General features: G+C 65.8%; 15 protein-coding genes. 5 read left to right on the top strand and 10 right to left on the bottom strand.

The features are described from left to right. From C438_RS04015 to C438_RS03990, 6 genes are all read right to left on the bottom strand, one after another. On the bottom strand, nt 1-1,913 hold a 1,913-nt coding region (locus C438_RS04015; RefSeq protein WP_004967990.1), incomplete at its 3' end, for an outer membrane protein assembly factor BamB family protein. A 519-nt stretch (nt 1,914-2,432) separates the two neighbouring features. Then, nucleotides 2,433-4,100, bottom strand: coding sequence for an MFS transporter (locus C438_RS04010; protein ID WP_004967989.1), 1,668 nt, complete (start codon nt 4,098-4,100; stop codon nt 2,433-2,435). A 70-nt stretch (nt 4,101-4,170) separates the two neighbouring features. Beyond that, nucleotides 4,171-5,049 (bottom strand): ion transporter, encoded by an 879-nt coding sequence (locus C438_RS04005; RefSeq protein ID WP_004967988.1) that lies wholly within the window; start codon nt 5,047-5,049, stop codon nt 4,171-4,173. A 57-nt stretch (nt 5,050-5,106) separates the two neighbouring features. Next, nucleotides 5,107-6,441, bottom strand: a complete 1,335-nt coding sequence (locus C438_RS04000; RefSeq protein WP_004967987.1) for a metallophosphoesterase — start codon at nt 6,439-6,441, stop codon at nt 5,107-5,109. After that, on the bottom strand, nt 6,438-7,802 hold the full coding sequence (locus C438_RS03995) for a TIGR00341 family protein (protein ID WP_004967986.1): 1,365 nt from the start codon (nt 7,800-7,802) through the stop codon (nt 6,438-6,440). The genes C438_RS04000 and C438_RS03995 overlap by 4 nt, the downstream gene beginning before the upstream one ends. A 54-nt stretch (nt 7,803-7,856) precedes the next feature. Continuing rightward, nucleotides 7,857-8,360 carry a hypothetical protein gene (locus C438_RS03990; protein WP_004967985.1) on the bottom strand — a complete coding sequence of 168 codons (504 nt, stop codon included), beginning with the start codon at nt 8,358-8,360 and terminating at the stop codon, nt 7,857-7,859. A 236-nt stretch (nt 8,361-8,596) separates the two neighbouring features. On the opposite strand from C438_RS03990, the gene C438_RS03985 reads away from it, so the two are divergent. Together C438_RS03985 and C438_RS03980 are read left to right on the top strand one after the other, a co-directional pair. Then, nucleotides 8,597-9,061 (top strand): DUF1269 domain-containing protein, encoded by a 465-nt coding sequence (locus C438_RS03985; RefSeq protein WP_004967984.1) that lies wholly within the window; start codon nt 8,597-8,599, stop codon nt 9,059-9,061. 805 nt (nt 9,062-9,866) lie between these two features. Continuing rightward, a complete protein-coding gene (locus tag C438_RS03980; protein ID WP_004967983.1) occupies nt 9,867-11,084 on the top strand; it encodes an inorganic phosphate transporter in 1,218 nt (405 codons plus the stop codon). Here the strand turns inward: C438_RS03980 and C438_RS03975 are convergent, their stop codons facing one another. Further along, on the bottom strand, nt 11,085-11,408 hold the full coding sequence (locus tag C438_RS03975; protein WP_004967982.1) for a hypothetical protein: 324 nt from the start codon (nt 11,406-11,408) through the stop codon (nt 11,085-11,087). A gap of 102 nt (nt 11,409-11,510) precedes the next feature. Next, entirely contained in the window at nt 11,511-12,761 is a 1,251-nt protein-coding gene (locus tag C438_RS03970; protein WP_004967980.1) for a tyrosine-type recombinase/integrase, read from the bottom strand. 205 nt (nt 12,762-12,966) lie between these two features. Between C438_RS03970 and C438_RS03965 the strand changes: the two genes are divergently transcribed. Together C438_RS03965 and C438_RS03960 are read left to right on the top strand one after the other, a co-directional pair. Continuing rightward, entirely contained in the window at nt 12,967-14,436 is a 1,470-nt protein-coding gene (locus tag C438_RS03965) for an APC family permease (RefSeq protein ID WP_004967979.1), read from the top strand. Further along, nucleotides 14,429-15,199, top strand: coding sequence for a universal stress protein (locus tag C438_RS03960; protein WP_049917714.1), 771 nt, complete (start codon nt 14,429-14,431; stop codon nt 15,197-15,199). The genes C438_RS03965 and C438_RS03960 overlap by 8 nt, the downstream gene beginning before the upstream one ends. Nucleotides 15,200-16,096: 897 nt before the next feature. Here the strand turns inward: C438_RS03960 and C438_RS03955 are convergent. Then, a complete protein-coding gene (locus C438_RS03955; RefSeq protein ID WP_004967977.1) occupies nt 16,097-16,912 on the bottom strand; it encodes an IclR family transcriptional regulator in 816 nt (271 codons plus the stop codon). Between the two features lie 440 nt (nt 16,913-17,352). Next, nucleotides 17,353-18,600: a Zn-dependent hydrolase gene (locus C438_RS03950; RefSeq protein ID WP_004967976.1), complete on the bottom strand. Its 1,248-nt coding sequence runs from the start codon at nt 18,598-18,600 to the stop codon at nt 17,353-17,355. Nucleotides 18,601-19,051: 451 nt separating this feature from the next. Here C438_RS03950 and C438_RS03945 point away from each other — a divergent pair, with 451 nt between their 5' ends. Further along, a complete protein-coding gene (locus C438_RS03945; RefSeq protein ID WP_004967975.1) occupies nt 19,052-20,728 on the top strand; it encodes an ABC transporter substrate-binding protein in 1,677 nt (558 codons plus the stop codon). Nucleotides 20,729-20,743 lie beyond the last annotated feature (15 nt).

Below are 20,743 nucleotides of genomic sequence, written 5' to 3'. Positions count from 1 at the left end.
TCCCTCGTCCCCGCGGCGTCGGTGGCGGTGAACGTCGCCGTGTAGGTACCGGGGTCGGCGAACGTGTGCGTGGCGTTCTTGCCGGTCGCGTTCGCGGAGCCGTCGCCGAAGTCCCACGAGGTGCTCGCGACGCCGACGGCGTCGGTCGCCGTCGCGTTGAAGTCGAGCGCGACGTCCTCGTCGACGGTCGCGTTCGCGCCCGCGTCGACGGCGGGCGCGACCGTGTCGATAGTGACGCTGTCGGACTCGCTTGCGGCCCCGTCCTGCCCGTCGGCGTTCTTGGCGGTGTCGACCGCGACGGTGTAGGTTCCGTCGCTTCCGGTCTCGTACGGCGACGCGAGCGTGTACGTGTACGGCCCGCTCCCAGATTCAGCGAAGTCGGCCTCGGTGAACGTCGTCGAACTCGGGCCGGAGACCGAGACGGAGACGTTCGTCAGGGCCTGCGACGAGTCGAACGACACGGAGAGGTTCTGTCCCGAGGGGTTCGTCGCGTTGACCGCGGAGACGGCCGGTGCCGGTTCCGTGAGTGCGTGGAACTTACTGCCGCTTCCGTAGTAGAGGTAGCCGTTCCACGCGAGCGGCGTCGGGTAGAGGGTGTTCACCGGCGAGGCGTACGACCACAGTTCCGTCCCGTCGGTCGCGTTGAACGCGTGGACGGTCGAGTCACCGTAATCGGAGACGTAGAGCACGTCGCCCGCGACGACCGGCGCGCCGCGGAAGTCGCTCCCGGACGCGTTCCAGAGTCTGCTTCCGTCGGTGGCGTCGAGCGCGACGAGTTCGCCGCCGCGGCTCCCGGCGTAGACGACGCCGTCGGCGTACACCTGACTCGAATCCACGTCGCCCGCTATCGAGTAGTTCCAGCGCTCGGTGCCGTCGGTCGCGTTGATGGCGTACACGCTTCCGTTCTCGCCTGTTGGCGTGGTGTCGCTTCCGACGAACACCGTGTCGTTCGCGACCGTCGGGTCCGACTGGCTCCCGTCGAGGAGGGTGTAGTTCCAGATTTTCGTCCCGGTGGTGGCGTTCAGCGCGGTCAGGTTGTCGTCGTCGGCCGAGACGTAGACGACGCCGTCGACGACCGCGGGGTTCGACTCCACCAGAATCGGCTGGTACATCGTGTAGTACCAGAGCTCATCGCCGGTGTCGGCGTCAACCGCGGTCAGGTTCCCGTCGTTGCTTCCGAAGTAGACGACGCCGTCGACGACTGCGGGGGCCGACCGGACGTTCGTCTGCGTCGTGTAGTTCCAGAGTTCGGTGCCGTCGGTCGCGTTTATCGCGTGTAGCTTGTAGTCGTTGCTTCCGAGGTAGAGGACGCCGTTGGCGTAGGCGGGCGTGGTCCACGTCGACCCCGAACTGCCGCCGGGCGTCGCGTTCCACTTCTCCGCGCCCGTCTCGGGGTCTAACGCGTAGAGACTGCCGCCGTCGTGGAAGGCCGTGTACAGCGTGTCACCGACGATAGTCGGTTGCATCACCTGTGGGCTCCCGTCGGAGATGTTCCACGCCTCGGTGGGTTCTGTGAGCGGCCCCTCCTGATTCGGGTAGTAGCCGAGGTTGCCCGGCCCGCCGTGGAACTTCGCGTTGGCCGCGTCGACGGTTACGGTCTGTGCGGCGAGCCCGCCGGCGGCGACGTCGTAGGTCCCCGCCCCCCAGAGCGTCTTCGTGAACGTGACCTGTTTGGTCGCGCCCGCGTTCAGCGTCCCGGTTTGATACGCCACGACTGCGCCGTCGACGGTGAGCGTCGTGTTGTACGGTTGCTGTGACGCCCCGGTGTTTTCGACGGTGACGTTCACGGTGACGGCGCTTCCCTCGTAGAGCGTCGTCGGCGTCACCGAGAGAGTCGAATGCGAGATGTCCGCGCCGTTCGTGACCGCCGCCGCGCCGACCGGCACCCACGCGACGAGCGAAACCACCGTCATCAACGCCAACACGAGTGTGCTCACCCGCTGTCGCGTTATTCCGCGCCCTCCCGTCATCGGCTGTTCGCCTCCCCGTCCGTCCTGCTGTGGCCCCTGATTCCCTCAAATCTCATATCACTGCCAAATCCGGATTCACTTCCGATAATTGGACGATACAGACTGTCTGGGATATCGTATAATAATGCCGAATAAAACCGGGGTTGTAAATATAAATATTTTAAAATTGATTTCCGAATCTAATTTGGCTGTGCTAACATCTTACTATATTATTTCTGGAAACAGTTCACACATTCTGAAATTTGTCGCTTTTAAGGGCTACAATGGGTATAATCGATGGGTCATCTCAGTCTCCCAAAATATAGTAGTGCTTAGTTTGAACACTACTACTCAACGCAGACGTTATCAAAACGAATATTTTAAATGGCGTCCTCGCACGTCTGTTTGCTCACTCAACGCGCTGTTCGTCGGGACGACGAGAGCGACGAGAGCGACGACAGCGAACGACGCCGCGTTCACGGCTCACGGATCGCCGCCGGTCTCTCCGTCCGGCAGAAGCGTCGACACGAGGAGCACGAGCAACACGAACAGCGCGAGGAGCAACAGCGTCTCCCGCTGTGCCTGCACTATCGCGGCGTCGAACACGTCGGCCAGCAGTTCTCGTTGCGCCGGCGTGAGGCCGGCGAGAAACGCCCGTTGGGTCTCTTCGGTCGCCGTCTCGGCGGCGTTTTCCAGCGCGAGGACGAGCGCCCCTCGCTCGCTCGCCGACACGCCCGCGTCGATGGCGGTCAACACGCCGTCGACGACGCCGCCGTAAAAGCGCCTGAGCAGGTACGCGCCCACGATAGCGGTCCCGAACGAGTAGCCGAGCATCATCGTCGCGTTCAGCAGGCCGGACGCCGCCGCCGAGTCCCGCCGTTCGACGGCCGAGAGCGTCATGTCGATGAGCTGTGCCATCACGAGGCCGAGTCCGAGACCGATGAGCGCCATCGGCGCGGCGAGCTGTGCGACCGTCGCGTCCAGCGCCGTCTGCGACGCGAGCGCGAGCACGCCGAGTCCCGTGAGGACGATGCCGCCCTGAATCAGCAGTTTCGGCGCGACGAACCGCCGCCAGCCGGTCGTGAAGATGGACGCGACGAACGTCGCAATCGAAAACGGGAGCATCGCGACGCCGGTCTCGAACGCGGTGTAGCCGGCCCCGGACTGGAGGAAGACCGGGACGACGAAGATGAAGCCCGCGAGGACCAACGACCGCGCGGCGTTCGTGACGACGCCGGCGGTGAACGCCTCGTTCGACAGGAGCCGGACCGGGACGAGCGGCGACCCACCCTCGCGCTCGACGCGGCGCTCGTACTGGACGAAGCCTGCGAAGACGACGGCCCCGAAGCCGACGAGCCAGAGGGTCGGAGACGCGCCGAGCAGGTCCAACTGCACGTCGCCGACGACGAACGGCCGGCGGGCCAACAGCCAACCGTATCGCCCGGCCAAGAGGACGCCGGCGACGAGGGCGGTCGTTCCCGCCACCGAGAGGAGCGTGCCGCCGACGTCCAGTTTCGTCGGCGTCTCGCTCAGGGGTTCCTCGGGGAGATACCTGACGAACGCGAGCGCGACGAGGACGATTAGCACCTCGATGCCGAACCCCCATCGCCAGCTCGCGAACGTCGTGACCGCGCCGCCGAGTAGCGGTCCGAACGCGGCACCCGCGGCGTTCACGCCGGCGAGGATACCGAGGGCTTTCGCCCGGTCTGCGCCCTCGTAGCTGACGAGGAGGACGGTGAACGTCAGCGGGAGCAACACGGCGGCGGCGGCTCCCTCGATGACCGACCAGCCGACGTAGAGCACGGCGACGTTCCAACTCAGCGCCGCCAGCGTCGTCCCGACCCCGTACACGAGGAGCGTCGCGGTCATCAGCCGTCGAATCCCGTACATCGACGACAGCTTGCCGCCGGGGAGAATCAGCGCCGCCATGACCATCGCGTAAAACGAAATCGCGCCCTGTACCACCGTGACGGTCGTGTCGAGGTCGGCGACGATAGACGGAATCGCGACGTTCATCAGCGTCGAGTCGATGACTCCGATGAACATCGCGAGACTCACCGCCACCGCGGGCCCCCAGTACGTCAACCCACTCGCCGAGTCGGTCGCCACCGTGCCCTCTCCGAGGGCGTGAGCGTTCGCGTCTGCGTCCATCCCTGTTGGTACCACGTGCCATCCGATAAACCCCGCTGACGGGACGGAACGGGATGGTATCGACCGGGCTTCAGTCGGTCCGGGGCCAGCCGTGCGACGACTCCGAGCCGAGCGACTCGCCGCAGTACGGACACCACTGGACGCTCGGTCTCCCGGCCGTCTGCGTCTGTGTCCCCGTCTGCGCTCGGTCGCCGGTCCGCGCCTGCTCTCCCGTCCGCTCCGCGAAGAACCCCGCGGCCAAGATGCTCGACGGGAGCGCGAAGAAGGCCACGCCGCCGAGCATGGTTGCCGCGCCGAGGAGGCGCCCGAGCGGCGTCACGGGCACGACGTCGCCGTAGCCGACCGTGGTGAGCGTCACGACCCCCCACCAGAGCGTCTCCGGAATCGACGAGAACGCGTCCGGTTGGACGCTCCCCTCGACGAAGTACATGAGCGTCGACGAGACGAGGACCAACATGCCGGCCCCGCTGAACGCGATGCCGAGGTCGGAGCGCTGTGCGTCGAGGACTCGCTTGAACCGCCGCCGGGAGTGTCTGAACCACGAGAGGTTCAGCACGCGCGCCAACCAAAAGACGCGGAACAGCCCCGACTCGAACAGCCGTATCTCGAAGAGGAGCCCGGTCCAGAACGTCACGATGACGAAGCAGTCGACGACCGCGATGGGGTCGCGGACGAACGCGAACCGACTCCGACCGGCGTCGGGAGCGGCCGAGCCGGCGGCCCAGAGCCGGACGACGTACAGGCACGTGAACAGCGCGATGGACGCGACGAGCAGGCCGTCGAAGTAGGCTCCGTACCGCGCGTCCAGCGACTCGACCGTCGAGAGGACGACGGCGACGACGTTCGCCGACGCGAGGACGAACACGAGGCGCTCGAACCGTTCGCCCCAGCGGTTCTCGGAATCCGGGTCGACCACCGTCCACACCTGGTCTCTGGACGTCTGCGTCATGTCCGACTATCGCCGCCGAGCCATATGTCGTTACCCCCGCCATCGCGGTTCGCCCGCTCAGCGGTCGCTCGCGTCGGTCTCCGCCGAAACCGACTCGCTCGCCTCCGTCGTCGGCCGGACGACCGTCCGCGACGGAATCGCGGTCCCCCGCTTCGGTGTCGACGTGACGAGCCGTTGGAACCACGTCTCCTCGTTCGGCGCGGGCTTCTCCACGAGTTCGTAGTCGACGGCGACCTCGCCGTCGTCCGTCGCCGACACGCGCACGTAGTTGAGTTGATACCACGAGTAGAACACGGGCGGGAGGACGCCGAACGCGGACTCGACGCGTCGCAGTCGCTTCAGCCACGTCCCCGTGTTGACGACGACCCCGCCTTCGAGTTCGGTGACTGCGGGTCGGTGGGTGTGGCCGTAGACGAACACCGCAACCGTCGGGTCGGACGCGAACAGCTCGCTGGCGGCCGTCAGATAGGTGTCCGCCGACGACTCCCGCTCCTCCGGTCGGTCGATGCCGAACCGCCGGAGCGTCTTTCGAACGTCTCGCGCGAAGACGAAAAGCGGTATCGCGACCAGTAGCAACAACAGCGTGACGGCGAGGTTCGCGGTCAAAAGCAGGTCGACCAGCACTCCGACCGGGCCGAACAGCCCGAGAAACCGTTCGATGAGGTCCATCGGGAGCGACCAGAGGCCGGCGGCGTCGAGCGCGAACGCGAGCACGTAGAGGAACCCGACGTTGAACAGGAGGAGAAACGGGGCGGAGACGTATCTGAGCCACGGGCTCATCTCCCGGTAGAAGTAGTTCGACAGCATCCACGCCGGAATCTGCGTCATCGGCGTCACCGCCTGCACGTCCTTGAGCCAGTTGAACTTCCCGCGCTCGGAGAGCCGGCCGGCGCGACTCGTGACCTGCCTGTTGACGAAGTAGCCCGGCGGGTTCGCGTAGGGGTTTCCGAAGTCCGGTATCCGGTTGTTGGGGTCCCGTTGCATCCCGTGTTCGACGTAGACGACGGCGTCGCCGACGCGCCGGGTTATCGAGACCTCCTGCCGGAGCGTGAGGTTGAACTCGGCCAGTCTGTCGACGTACTCCGGATAGGCCGCGAGTTCGTAGTCGTGGTTCCCGGGGATGAGCGTGATGGGGATTCGCGCGCCCGTCGCTTCGAACTGGTCGAACAGCTCCGGATAGCGCTCGACGAGCGCGTCGAGCTTGTCGAGCCCGTCGACGTCGGTGAACTCCCACAGCCCGAACGCGTCGCCGTTGATGATTAGCTCGGCGTCCTCGTCGGTCGCTTCGAGCGTCCGAAGGAACGTCAGTAGCTCGTCGAGGAAATCGACCTTTCCCAGTTGCTCGTCGCCGCCGATGTGGAGGTCGCTGATGAAGTAGTACGCGTCGGTCACGCTCCCCCCTCCGAACTGCGGACAGGAAGCGGCCGAGCGGGAGCCGGTCGGCCGAGAGAGCCCCTCGTCGCCGCGTCGTCGGAGACCTGCGCCTCGACGAAGCCGACTCTCACGACCACGTCACGGTTCAACCCCTCGGTCAGTTGGTCGTCGAATCGCTGTGCGAGGTCGGGCGGCGCTTGCAGGTCGCGCGGAATCCCGACCAGTACGTCGACTCGCGGCTGGTTCCCGAGGAGGTAATCGATGGGCCTGTAGTCGACCGTGACGCTGACGAGCTCGACGCCCTCGATGTCCGCCTCGTCGAACTGTCGCTGGAGTTCGGCCTGCGTCTGTTGCTCGAACGACGCGGTCTGGAACGACGCGTACGTCACGCCGGCGAGGACGAGCGAGAGGACGGCGATAGCCACGCCGAGGACGGCGACACGGGAGACGACGGACGCTCTGACGCCCTCCCGCTCGTCGGCGTCCAGCGGCGTGAACCCCGACAGATAGAACAGAATCAGCGCCGAGAGGTTGATGGCGAGGAGGTTGACGACGACGAGCACCGCGCCCGCGACGGCGACCGCGGGGAGTCCGAACGCGAGCCCCAGCCCCGACGTCGCCGCCGGCGGGACGAGCGCGACGGCGATGGCGACGCCGACGAGCGTCGACCCGGACCCCCGCATGATGCTTATCGCCCCCGCGATACCCGACCCCAACGCGAGAAACAGCGACAGGACGTTCGGACTGGTGCGCTCTGCGACCTGCGGTATCGCCTGTATGTCGACGCCCGGCGGAATGAGTATCGTCTGCTGGAGTATCACTCCGAGGAGGGCGGCCGTCGCGATGGCCGCCGCGAGACCCGTCACCTGCAGGACCGCGCCGCGGGACGCCATCCGCCTGTCGGCCAGTATCGCCCCGACGGACGCCGAAACCGCCGGCCCCATCAGCGGGGCGACGACCATCGCCCCGATAATCGTCGCCGCGGAGTCGAGGAGCAGGCCCGTCGCGGCGATGACCGTGCTGAGAATCAGGAAGCTGAAGAACGTCGAGTTCGCCGGCGCGAGGTCCTCCGCCCTCGCGTGGAGTTCCTCGCGGGAGATTCGGAGGCCGGGAAAGCGCTCTTTCAGGGCCGAGAGGCGCTGTGAGACGACCGTCTCCGTGGGGAGTACGATGGTGTAACTGTCGTCTCGGACGCCGGCGGTCGTCAGTTCTTCTATCACCGTCTCGACGCCGCTGGGCGGGACCGGAAACTGCACCATCGCCTCGAACTCGCCGCGTCCGACCTCCTCGAAGACGGCGTAGTCGATGCCCTGTCGGTCGAGCGACTCAAGGACGCTCTCTCGACTCCCCTGCGGTATCAACACCTGAACGAGTCGCATACGGACTACAACGTCGCGAGAGTGCAAAAAGCATGAGTGTTCTGATAGGATAGCTTACTCGCTTGTCTCGCGTTCCCCGTCGGCGATTGCGAGCGTCTCCCCGATTGCGTCGATGAATTCCCGCTCGGCCGGGCTGATTCGCCGGCCGCCCAAGCCCAGTAGCCCGCCCTCGACGCCGGCGTCCGCGACTCGCTCGGCACACCAGCGCACGAACTGCGCGTACTCGGCCCGTTCCGCCGCGGTCGCTCGCGCTCGGACGATTCCCGCCGCTTCCCGACTGTAGTCGTGCGCGCGAGCGATTGCCACCGCGCGAGTGAAATCGTGCGTCTCCGCGTCGCGTCGCACCCGGTCGGCGTTCACCCGGACGAACCCGGCGACGTGGGTGACGAGCTCCGACTCCGGCTCGAACTCGTCCGTCTGTCGGAGGGTCCGACGAATCGTTTTGAGTTCTCGTCGCAGGCCACCGTTCGAGACGATGACGACGCCGTACATCACCTCGACCGGCGTCTGCGCGAGCGTCCGCCACTCCTCGGGCGTGAACGCCTTCCGGTCGGTCATACCTGACGGATGGCGGGCGACGAATATAGAGGCACAGGTCGTCGTCGCGGGTGAACGGGGCCGCGGACCTCGCGGCGGGCACTCGTTCGAGGGACCGTTGCTGACTGTTTCGAACGCAATGAATTACTGGCGTTGAGACAGTCAGCGACTCGGTAAACGCAGTTTATTATGGTTTCCTGCTTACGTGTGTGTGAGTTGATGAGATGAGTTCACTAGTCGTGCTCGCGTTCGATACGATGGACGGTGCGGAGAACATGCGGGAGAAGCTGTACCACCTCCAGCGGCGCGAACTGATAACGATAGAGGACGCCGCCATCGCCGTCCGAAAAGAGAACGGTCAGGTGAAGGTCAAGCAGGCCCAGAGTCTCGTCGGCGTGGGCGCGCTCGGGGGGTCGTTCTGGGGGCTTCTCATCGGCGTCATCTTCTGGATGCCGTGGCTCGGGATGGCCGTCGGCGCGGTGACAGGCGCGCTCAGCGGGAAGTTCACCGACATCGGCATCGACGACACGTTCATCAAAGAGGTCGCGAACACGGTCGAACCCGGGAACTCGGCGCTGTTCCTCCTGTCCCGCGGCGCGCAGATGGACCGAATCAAGGAGGAACTGTCGGACGACGAGTTCGAGATTATCGAGACGAACCTCTCGCCCGAAGACGAAGACCGACTTCGCGAGGCGTTCGCCGCGGAGGAGATTGCGGGATAAGTTCGTTCGGAACGAACGACGCCATCTCTGTCCGGGCGTGACAGTGGCTACACCGAGTCCGATTCGGAGGCGAGGCGCGACGACGCGGACCCGTCTGCGGCGAGGCGGGGGTCGGGTGTGGGAAACCGGGCGCGTCGGTCGGTTCGCCACGGTTCCGGCCGATTGAATCTGTTGTGCCCGGCCGGTTTAACGCGGGTTCGTCACAGAGAAAGCCGTTTGAAGCGTCTTAATCGGCGTTTCAACGCTCAACAGTCTCTTGTTCGCCGAAACGAGTGCCACTATACTTTACAAGGGTAGCTGTGTAACAAAAACGTCGTCTCGTCGTCATTACTGGGATGCGAGTGCCCGATGGACCGGCCGGTCCGTCGGATTCTCTCGGCTCTGACGGGAAAATCGTCCGTCTCGATGGACTGTGCCGTCGAACGCCGACGGGGTTCTCACTCACGTGTTCGGGACCGTGGTGCGCTCGAATTTGGCCCGCCGTGATTCAGTTATGTATCGCGCTATACGATTTATCGACTCCGATATCCTCTGAACGTCGAGACGTCAATCTCCGATGAACGGACCGCTTTCGGGCCCTCGCGCGTCGCCCGCGACTCGCTAAACCCCGCGTCACCACAGCGGGATTCGGCACCCGTATGCATCGCATTACTTATCGAGACGATTGGCTCACTATCAGCCGATATACGCGATTTCGATGGGTTCATCAGTCCCGTGGGCCGGTTTTCATTCAAATGAGGCTCTGTAGCCGTCGTCGACCGTTCCGGACGCCACACCACCGGAGACCGCGTAGGGTGAGGTGAGTATGGCATCAGTCCTGCTCGTGCTCTCGATTGCGCTCTTGGCGGCTCTGTTCATGTCGTTCACCGTCGGAGCGAACAGTAACTCGGCCCCCGTCGCGCCCGCCGTCGGAGCCAACGCGCTGTCGGTCCTCCGGGCCGCCCTGCTCGTCGGCATCGTCGCCGGACTCGGGGCGATTCTCCAGGGGGGCAGTATCTCCGAGACCATCGGTAAAGACCTCGTGACCGGCGTGGCAATCACGCCGATAGCGGCGGCGGCGGCCCTGTTGACCGCCGCGACGCTCATCACGATTGGGAACACCTACGGCTATCCGATACCGTCGGCGTTCACCGTCACGGGCGCGATGATCGGCTCCGGCATCGCCCTCGGCGGCGGATTCGCCGTCCACGAGTACGTCGTCATCCTCGGGTTCTGGTTCGCGATTCCCATCGTCGAGGCCGTCCTCGCGTACGGGCTCGCGCGCGGGCTTCGAAGCGACTCGATTCCCGAAACCGTCGGCGTCCCCGTCCTCGGCGGCGCGGTCGGCTATGCGCTGGCCAACATCCAACTCACGGTCATCCCGACTGCGAGCGGCGCACAGGGGTCAGTCGCTCGATACCTCGCTACGACGTCCCAGCTTCTTCCGACGGTCGTCGGCGGTTCGTACACCCTCGGAATGGTGGTCGTGAGCGCGCTCTGCGGGCTCGTCGCGCTCGTCGCGACGCGCGGGTTGCTCCGACGCGACGAGACCGCGGGCATCAATCAGTTTCTGGTCGTGCTGGGACTCATCGTCGTGTTCACGAGCGGTGGCTCGCAGGTCGGACTCGCGACCGGCCCACTGGAAGCGGTGTTCGAGACGGACCTCCAACTCCCGTCTATCTACCTGCTTGCGCTCGGCGGCGGCGGGATTCTCCTCGGCGCGTGGATTCGAGGGCCGCGACTCGTGCAGGCCGTCTCGAACGAGTACGCCTCGCTCGGCCCCCGGCGGTCGATAGCCGCCCTGATTCCCGCCTTTCTCATCGCTCAGCTCGCAATCGTACTGGGAATCCCCATCTCGTTCAACAAAGTGATGATCGCGAGCATCGTCGGCAGTGGGCTCGCGGCGAGTTCGTCCGGCGAGAGCGGCGTCTCGCCGCGGAAAGTCGGCATTACCCTCGGTTCGTGGGTCGGCTCGATGCTCGGCGCGGGCCTCATCAGCTACGGCCTGTATCACGTCTTGACCGCGATTCCCACCGTCGGCTAGTCAGGGGACGATCTGGTCGATGAGCTCTTCTTCCGCGGCCCGGGTCTTCATCCCCTCCCACGTCTCGAAGTCGGTCGTCGCGGCGATGTATTCGTTGAGTCGGTCGCGAGAGACGCCCTGCACGTCGCTGACGTCGTCGAGGGACCACGGACTCTGTTCGCAGAACGCGGCAAACGAATCGAACTCGGTGTGGTCGCTCATGAACGGCTGTGAGAAGAACGCGTCCGACTGCACTCGCGTGCCCGCTTGCAGTTCGCCGAGTCGGTTCAACGCGCTCTCGACCCGTTCTTCGAGACCGTTCAGGCCGGTAACCTGAAGATCCATGTTCGACGGTCTCTCCTCGACACGGGTAAAAGTCACGACGACCGATGTCGGAGACGCGCTCGCCTCGCGGAGCACGGACCGGGGCGACGCCGGCGGGTACAGTCACTGCGGCATCTGCGTCTCGACGGTCGCGGGCTCGTCGGCGGACTCGAACACCCCGGCCAGCGTCTCGCGCATCGCCTGCCGGCGGAACGACCGTCGGCGCTCCTCGGAGAGGTAGTTCGACATGACGACGCCGGCGCTTTTCGACCCTTGGTCGGCGGCGACGCCCTCCAACTGGGCGAGCATCTCGTCGACCGCTTCCTGATATGCGGTGTACCAGAAGCGCCGGCAGAGCTTCGCGGTCGGGACCTCGCCGTCGACGGTCACGCCGGCCTCGTCGGCGAGGCGCTTGAACCGGCGGTTGACCGTCTCGCGGGCGATGTGGCCCGAGGCGGCCCGCGAGGAGGGAAACAGCGCGCCGTTCCAGTCGTCGTCCGCGGCGAGCGCGTCGATGCGCGCGGCGACGGCGTCGACGCCGTAGAGGAGCGCGACGGTCCCCGGCCCGTTTTTGCGCTCTTCGAACTCGATGTGGGGGTCGTCGCCGGTGAGCACGAGCTGGGAGGCGCGGAGCGACGCGAGTTCGTTCGGGCGGAGCCCCCACCCGGCGAGCCCGAGGACGAGAAGCCGGTCTTCGAGGTCGGCGGCGACGGCGTACACGTCTCCGACCTGGTCGGCCGTCATCGTGCGGTTGTCGGGTTGGCCCTGCTCCCAGCGGAACTGCTTTGCGGCGTTCTCGACGGGGTTGTACCGCGCGCGCCGGAAGTCGACGAGGTACTCGTAGAACGACCGGACCGTCTGGAGGTATTTGAGCTTCGTTCCGTCGGTGGCGAGTTCGGCGTCGAACTCGTCGAGGACCGCGAGACAGCGGTCTATCTCGTCGGGCTCGGCGTCGCGGTCGTCCAGCCGAGAGAGCAGGTCCGCCGACCCGTATCGGTCGCGGTAGATTCGGGCGAACCGAGCGAGGTGGGTCCGGCGGGTCGGCAGTGTCGAGTCCGCGAGGCCGCGCCGCGATTCGAGCATGTCGAGGTAGGACTCGAACGCCTCGACGGTGCGGTCGTCGTCGACGCCCCAGTCGTAGCCCTCGTCGGCGTCGTCGTCGCCGAGGCCGACGACCTCGACGAAGAACTCACGGGGCGTGAGGCCGTGTTTCTCGCGGAGCGCGTAGGCGATGCCCGACCAGCCGCGTTCGGTCAGCCACGCGTAGGTCGGCACGTCCCGCGTCGGGTCCATCCCGTCGCGGTCCATCGCGGGCGCTATCGTCTCCCAGTAGAACGCTTCGAGCTCGTCGAGCGACTTCCGCGACCAGTTCACCGCGGCTCCCCCCGCCCGACCTGCCCGCCGCGTTGCGTTCCGTGCGCCATCGTTCTGTATGCAGGGCGTGCCGCGGACGGATTAACGCTTTCTCTCGTCGCCGATATGACGGTGGCGGCCGCCGGTGCGCGCCCGGGCGCTCCCGACTCCCCGTCATATGACGGGTGTTGGATATATTGGGGAGACGCGATAACAGGACAGTACAATGGCAGACGGAAACGACGGCGGTTCGGTGCTCGGGGTCAACCCGCCCGGCGACGGGGCAGTGGTCGGCTCGTCGGACCCGGCGGTCGACGTCGGGGAGGCGGCCGACGAGGTGACGGTCCTCGAAAGCGGGACCGAGTTAGAGCGGACAATCGGCCTCCGCGGTGGGTTGGCAATCGGTATCGGGACGATGGTCGGCGCGGGTATCTTCGTCTTTCCCGGCCTCGCCGCCGGGCAGGCGGGGCCCGCGGCCGCGCTCTCGTTCGCGCTCGGGGCGGTCATCGCGCTGTTGGTCGCACTCCCGACCTCCGAGTTGGCGACGGCGATGCCGAAAAGCGGCGGCGCGTACTACTTCATCTCCCGCGGGATGGGGTCGGCGTTCGGCGCGGTCGTCGGCATCGGGCTCTGGCTGGGGCTCGTCTTCGCCTCGGCGTTCTACCTCGTCGGCTTCGCGCAGTACGCCATCGCCGTGCTGGCGGAGTTGGGCGCGGCGTCGATGGTCGCCGACCTGCCGCTCGTGGCGACGCTCGGCGTCGGCTTCGGCCTCGCGTTGACGGCGCTCAGCATGTTCGGGACCGAGAACGCGACGAAGCTCCAGAACGGCATCGTGAGCCTGCTCCTCGGCATCCTCCTCGTCTTTCTCGTCTACGGCTCGCTCGACACGCTCGGGCTGTTCGGCCGCCAGACGGTCCCCGAGGAGTTCATGCCCTTCGGGACGCTCAGCATCTTCACCACGGCGGCGCTCGTGTTCACCTCGTACCTCGGGTTCGCGCAGGTGGCGACGGTCGCCGGCGAGATAACGAAACCCGGGCGGAACCTCCCGCTTGCGATGGTCGGCTCCGTGGTCGTCGTCGGCGTGCTGTACGTCGTGACGATTCTCGTCTCGACCGGCGCGTTCGGGAGCGCCCGGCTCGCCTCCTTCGGCGAGACGGCAATCGTCGAGGTCGCTCGCTCGTACCTCGGGTTCCCCGGCGCGGTCGCCATCCTCCTCGCCGGGCTCTTGGCGACGGTGTCGAGCGCGAACGCCTCGATTCTCAGCTCGTCGCGCGCGCTCTACGCGCTCAGCCGCGACGCGCTGGTCCCACCGCAACTCGCGCGAATCAACCTCAAGTACGGGACGCCCCACGTCGCGCTCGCGCTGGTCGGCGGGCCGACGGTCGTCCTCGTCGCCGTCGGCCGGACGGAGGTGCTCGCCGAGGTCGCGTCGTTCCTGCACCTCGTCACCTACGGGCTCATCTGCGTGGCGCTCGTCGCGCTCCGCCGGTCGGACCCCGCGTGGTACGACCCGTCGTTCCGCGTCCCCGGTTACCCGGTCGTCCCGGTGCTCGGGGCGGTGGCGAGTTTCAGTCTCGTCGCGTTCATGCAACCGCTCTCGCAGGCGGTCGGCGTCGTCGTCGCGCTCGCGGCGCTGGCGTGGTACTTCGTCTACGCCAGAGACGTGCGCCTGAAGGGGGTGAGCTCCGATGCGTAATCCCGACGACGTTCGCGTGCTCGTTCCCGTCGCGGTGCTCGAAGGACAGGTGCTCCCCGACCAACTGACCCGCCTGCTCTCGGAGACGACGGTCGTCCTCCTCGCGTACCACGAGATACCCGAGCAGACGGCTCCCGAACAGGCCAGAGAGCAGTTCGAACCGAAGGTCCGCGACGAACTCGACGAGCTCGTCTCGGCGTTCGAAGCCGCGGGCGCGACCGTCGAGACGCGACTCGTGTTCACCCACGACGCCGACCAGACGACGGAGCGCATCGCCACCGAGGCGGACTGCGACGCGGTGTTGCTCTCGAACCCCGCGCCGACCATCGCCCGCGTCATCGTCCCGATAAAGGAGGACATCAACCTCGAAACGATTACCAAGGTCGCCGCGGCCGTCGGGAGACGCGAGGACATCGAACTCACGCTGTTTCACGCCGCCGAGGACGACGACGCGGTCGCCGAGGGCGAACGACTCCTCGACGAGGTCGCCAACGAACTGGCCGTCCTCGGCGTCTGCAGGGAACACATCTCGCGCGTCGTCGTCGTCGCACAGAACCCGCTCGGGGCGCTCATCGAGGGCGCGGCCGACCACGACGTCGTCGTGATGGGGGAGGAGAAACCCACGCTCCGCGGCCGACTGTTCGGCGAGACCTCCGACCGCGTCGCCGAGCAGACGGTCGGCCCGGTGCTCGTGGTCCGGCGACCGCTCGACCCCGAGGCTGACGACGCCGACGCCGACACCGACACCGACGGCTCCGGGTGAGGCCGCTTCGCCTTCGCCTCGCTCTATCGCGCATCACTATTGTAAATTTAGAACAATATTGGGGTGCGAACCTTGGACACAGCGTGACCGGCGACTTTCACACTTGGTACACTTTCTACAAATTTCACAAATTGTGAGTTGTTCAGTGCTGAAAACCCGCATCCTCACCGTCTGTGTGGGTCTTGGAGTTATCCGGTCTATTCGTAATTTCCGGGTGCTATCGACAATCAGTTCGAGCCGAGACGATATTGCTTTTTAATTGCACTATCGAGTGGTCTCACAACCGCGTTTTCGGAGGGGGTTACTCGCGTCTGGACCCGCTCAGTCAATCGGTGTGTCCGCTCGTCGACGGCGGTTTGGGCCCCCAGCACCGCGTGACTGACGGTCGAACCGTGACAGGCAATTCAATTACACCAATAGCTGTGTAATGGAGACGGCATCCGTTCGGGAGGTGTCGGTCGATGGCCGGGGGTCATACGTTCCGTAAACAGATTGTGAATCAAATAGACCCGGTAGAACCTGTCGAATAGCTTGACGCTCGATTACTGAAACTCGGACAGTGTTCTTATTTAGTCAACTATTCGCGGTCGTCGCTGTCGTCTGTCGGTTCTCTGGCGGTCCGGTCTCACGCCGTCGCCGGGCGTGCGACGCCCCGACGTTCGAGCGCGTTCGTCTCGACTGAAAGACGGAATACGGCCCGAAGGCGGCTTCGAAACCGCGGTAACGACGTTTGGGGGATGCGTGTCGTTCGGTCGCGCGCTCGCGACGATTGAGTCTCCGATTCGAAGCAGTCCGGCCGAGACCGCCGGTTCTCCGTTTGTGAACCGAGTGTGAACCGAGTGGGTGCTGTCGACGTGACGACGATTCTGGCGTGATGCCCGGCGACGACGCGGCCGACTAACTGAACGTCGGGAAGTCGTCGTCGGACTCCTCCATGTTGACGTTCACTTCGATGACGTTGGCGGTGTTGACGACGCTCTCGATGAGCTGTTCGTGGTACTCCGGCTGTTTCATCCGGCGGACGGGCCCGGAGACGCTGATGGAGCCGAGGACGCGGCCGTGCCGGTTCGTCACCGGCGCGCCGATGGCCTGCAGGCCCTTTATCTCCTCTTCGTCGTTGAGCGAGTAGCCCCGGTCGCGAATCGTCTCCAACTCCTCGAAGAGCTCCTCGCGGGTCGTGATGGTCGCCTCGGTCTTGCCCGGCAGGCCGTACTGGTCGATAATCCACTCGACGCGCTCTTTCGGGAGGTGCGCGAGAATCGCCTTCCCCGTCGCCGAGAAGTGGAGGTAGTCGGCGCGCTGGAGTTTGTTCACCTGGTAGTCGCTCCCGACGGCCTTCTCGCCGCTCACCTTGTAGAGGTTGACCCCCAGCCCGTGCTGTTCGGTCGCCAAGTGGGCGTACTCGCCGGTCTTCTCCGCGAGTTCCTCGATTTCGGGCTTGCCGATGCGGTAGAGGATGTTCTGGTACCGGACGTACTCGCCCACGAGGAGGAACTGCAGTGACAGCTGGTAGGTGTCTCCTTCCTTCACGACGAACTTCTCGGCCCGAAGCGTGCTCAGGTAGTTGTAGACGACGCTCTTCGAGAGGTCGAGGTGGTTCGCCAGCTCCGTCACCCGCGCGCCGTCTAACTCTTCGAGCGCACGAACGACGTCGAACGCGCGCGACACCGTTTTCAGGGTCCGCGGCGAGCCGGTCGTGGGTTCGTCTGCCATAGTGCAGTTCGAAGCTCCCGCGGCATAGGTGTTTGTATTTGACAAACGCCCAGTTCTGAAACGGACCGGTAATCGCACGAATTGCCGATACCCTCCGTGATTTGAGGGGCTGAACTCCCGAATATTGTCCTCTGAGGTGGTGATAGCGGTGAATCTTCTGCGGGAATCTTCGTTCTCATTGTACAAACGATTCGGCGTTTCGAGCGAGTCCATGCGAACCGGGACGCGAGAAACAACAGCCTCAGCGTCTCAAACCGTCGATTCGAGACCGGTGGTGACGAGCGGTTCGACTACGCGGTTGTCGCGGTCGTCGCGGTCGTCGCGGTCGTCGCAGTGACGCGGGCGCTGGCCGGCTCGACCCACGAGAGAACGGCCCGGGTGCGGACGAAAACGAGAACGGCAGTCGTCAGTGCGACGGTCTGGTCAGTGTGTCGGTCTCGTCACTCTGTCGCGAGGTCGGCGAGCGCGCCGGCGAGCACGCGGGTCGCGTCGGCGCAGTCCGTCCAGTCGGTCCACTCGCGGGGGTTGTGGGAGATGCCGTCGCGGGAGGGGGCAAAGAGGAGCGCGGCGTCGGTGACGGCCGCGACGTGCATGGTGTCGTGGCCCGCCCCGGAGTGGAGGTCGAGGGTTTCGAGGTCGGCGTCGGCCCCGGCGTCGTGGAGCGCGGCGCGGCACCGCTCGCTCATCTCGACGGGTTTGCGGTCCCACGGGTGCGAGAGCGCGGTTTCGACCGGGCGCTCGGCCTCGATGCGGTCGAGGCTCGCTTCCGCCTCGTCGATGACGTACTCGATGGAGTCGTACGCCACGTCGCGGACGTCGACGGTCAGGTCCACTTTCCCTGCGATGACGTTGGGCGCGTTCGGCGAGACTTCGAGTTTGCCGACGGTGCCGACCGCGGTCTCCGAGACCTCGCCGCGCTCGTTCGTCGCGCGCTCCACGTCGAGGACGAACTCGCTGGCGGCGGCGAGCGCGTCCGAGCGGTCGTCCATGAGCGTCGACCCGGCGTGGTCGGCCTCACCCGTGATTTCGACGGCACAGCGCGAGAGACCGACGATGCTCGTGACGACGCCGGCCGGGACCGCCGCGTCTTCGAGGCGCTCTGACTGCTCGATGTGGAGCTCTATCCACGCGTCCCAGTCCGCGGCGTCGACGCGCCCGTCTCCCCGATAGCCGATGTCGGCGAGGGCGTCGCCGAGCGGAATCCCGTCGGCGTCCTCGATGTCGAGCGCCTCCGCGACGCCCAGTTCGCCGACGGCGACCGCCGACCCGATGAGGCCGCCGCCGAACCGCTGGCCCTCCTCTTCGGTGAAGTTCACGACCTCGACGGGGCGGACCGGCTCGACGCCGGCGTCCTGCATCGCGCGGACGCTCTCCAGCGCCGCGTAGACGCCGAGCGGGCCGTCGAAGATGCCGCCCTCGGGGACCGAATCGAGGTGGCTCCCCGTCGCGACCGGGGCCGCGTCTGGGTCCGCGCTCTCTGGCTCCCATCGCCCGACGATGTTGCCGACCTCGTCGATGGTGATGGAGAGACCGGCGTCCCGGAGGCGCTCGCAGAAGAACTCTCTCGCCCGCCGGTCCGCCTCACTGCCTGTCAGGACCGTCCGCCCCCGACCCTCGTCCGTCGGGACGGCCCCGAACTCCGCGTTCGACTCGATGTCACTGCGGAGTCGCTGCTGGTTGACTCGCATGGTTCCCGGATTCGTGACTAACCCTATTTTATTGTTTGGAATTCGGTCACACACGTGACAGTACTGGCTGGCGGCTGGCGCGACGGAGGCGGCGGTCGAGCGGGGGTGAGACGCTCCCATCTGGGGGGTTTACCTACCCGACTTCCGGGACTCTCCTCGGTGTCATCGACGCAGGCGGCGGGCCGCGAGTCTCGGACTGCGGCGACGCGGGGGCGGTTGTCGCTCCGCGGTTCGTCGCCGACGCCGGGTCGGGTGACAGTCTCGAACCGCCCGCGGTTGACATCCTCGAAGTAATCCCGATTCACCCGGCGCGAAAGTGACCATCCGGAACTTCTCTCGCGTTCGGTTCCCAAAACTGTGTCTGGTATTACATCTCGTACGTCTCGATATGGTGATTGTACACACACACAACCACAATTTTTATCACACAGTAGCGGATTTGAGGGTCTGTATGCAAGAGAATGGCAAGGAGAGCGACTCTCCCGATAGCACCGCCGACGGGACGCGTCGCGGTCGCTTCGACCGCCGCACGTTCCTCGGGGCGGCGGCGGCGACCGGCGCCGCGGCGTTCGCAGGGTGTACGGGTGGCGGCGGCGCAGACGACGGCACGACCGAAGAGTCGGGGTCCTCCGGCGGCAGTGACGGCACGGAGAGCACCGACACGACGACCGCAAGCGGCGGTAATCAGGGCGGCACGCTCCAGTGGGGCGGCGCGGTGCCGGTGCAGGGTCTCGACCCGCATATCGACACCTCCGCGGCCTCCAAGCGCGTTCTGGAGAACATCTACGAGGAGGTCGTCGCACTGCAGGACGACTACTCCATCCAGCCGCATCTCGCGGAGTCGATGGAGCAGTCCGACGACAACACGCTCCTGACGTTCAACCTCCGGGAGGGCGTCACCTTCCACAACGGCAAGGAGATGACCTCGGCCGACGTGCTCGCGAGCTACGAGCGCGTCCAGAACGGCGACTACCTCGCCACCGGCTTCTTCGATTACGTCGAGGAGCTTCGCGCCCCCGACGACTACACCTTCGAAGTCCAACTCACCGAACCCTTCGCGCCGTTCCTCGCGAAGATGGCGACGGCGGAACTGTCGGTCATGCCCGCCGAGAACGCCGAGAAGGACATGGTCGAAGAGCCCATCGGGACCGGCCCGTACGTGTTCGAGAGCCGCGAAATCGAGACCTCGTTCACGATGTCGCGCAACGAGGACTACTGGGGCGCGTCCGACGAGGACGGCCCGTTCATCGACACCATCGTCAAAAGCGAGGTGCCGGACCCGAGCGTCCGTCTCCAGTCGTTCCTCGCCGGCGAGTACGACTTCATCAACGGCATCGCGCCGAAGGACGTCTCCCGCGTCGAGCAGGCCCCCGACGTTCGGTTCGAAAAGCAGTTCCCGAAATCGCTCGTCTACCTCGGCCTGAACTGCGACGTGGCTCCGTTCGACAACAAGGACGCCCGTCTCGCGCTCGACTACACCATCGACAAGGAGAAGGTCGCCGAGGCGGCCCTCTACGGCACCGGCCAGACCACCGCGACCCCGGCGACGCCCGGTAGCCCGTGGGTCAACCCGGACGTCGAACCGCGCCCGCGTGACCTCGACAAGGCACAGGAACACCTCGACGCCGCCGGCATGTCCGACGGCTTCACGGCGACGTTCAAGATTCCGCAGTCCTACCCGACGCAGGTGCAGGCCGCGGAGGTCATCGCCGCCGACGCCGCCGAGGTCGGCATCAACCTCGAAATCCAGCAGATTACGTGGAGCACGTGGCTCTCGGACGTCTACTCCAACCGCGACTTCCAGGCGACGACCAGTTCCTACCTCGCGCTCTGGTACCCCGACGTGTCGTTCTACAAGTTCCTGCACCCCAACGGGGCGTTCTTCTTCACCAACTGGGTGAACGAGGACTACAACGCGCTCGTCGAGGAGGCGCGGACCATCTACGACGAAGACGAGCGCGCCGACCTCTATCACCAGGCGACGGAGATTCTCCACGAGGACCGCGCCGGTCACCTCTTCTTGTGGTGGCAACCGAGCCTCTACGGGGCCGCCTCGCAGTACAAAGGCGATATCGGCGCGCCCGACGGGTCGACGCTCCAGTTCGCCGACAACTGGCTCGACCGCTAACACAGATTCCACACA

Source organism: Haloferax denitrificans ATCC 35960, from assembly GCF_000337795.1.
In the GTDB taxonomy this organism is placed as follows: domain Archaea; phylum Halobacteriota; class Halobacteria; order Halobacteriales; family Haloferacaceae; genus Haloferax; species Haloferax denitrificans.
Note: the sequence above shows the minus strand (reverse complement) of the source record. Positions and strands in the feature narration are given on the sequence as shown.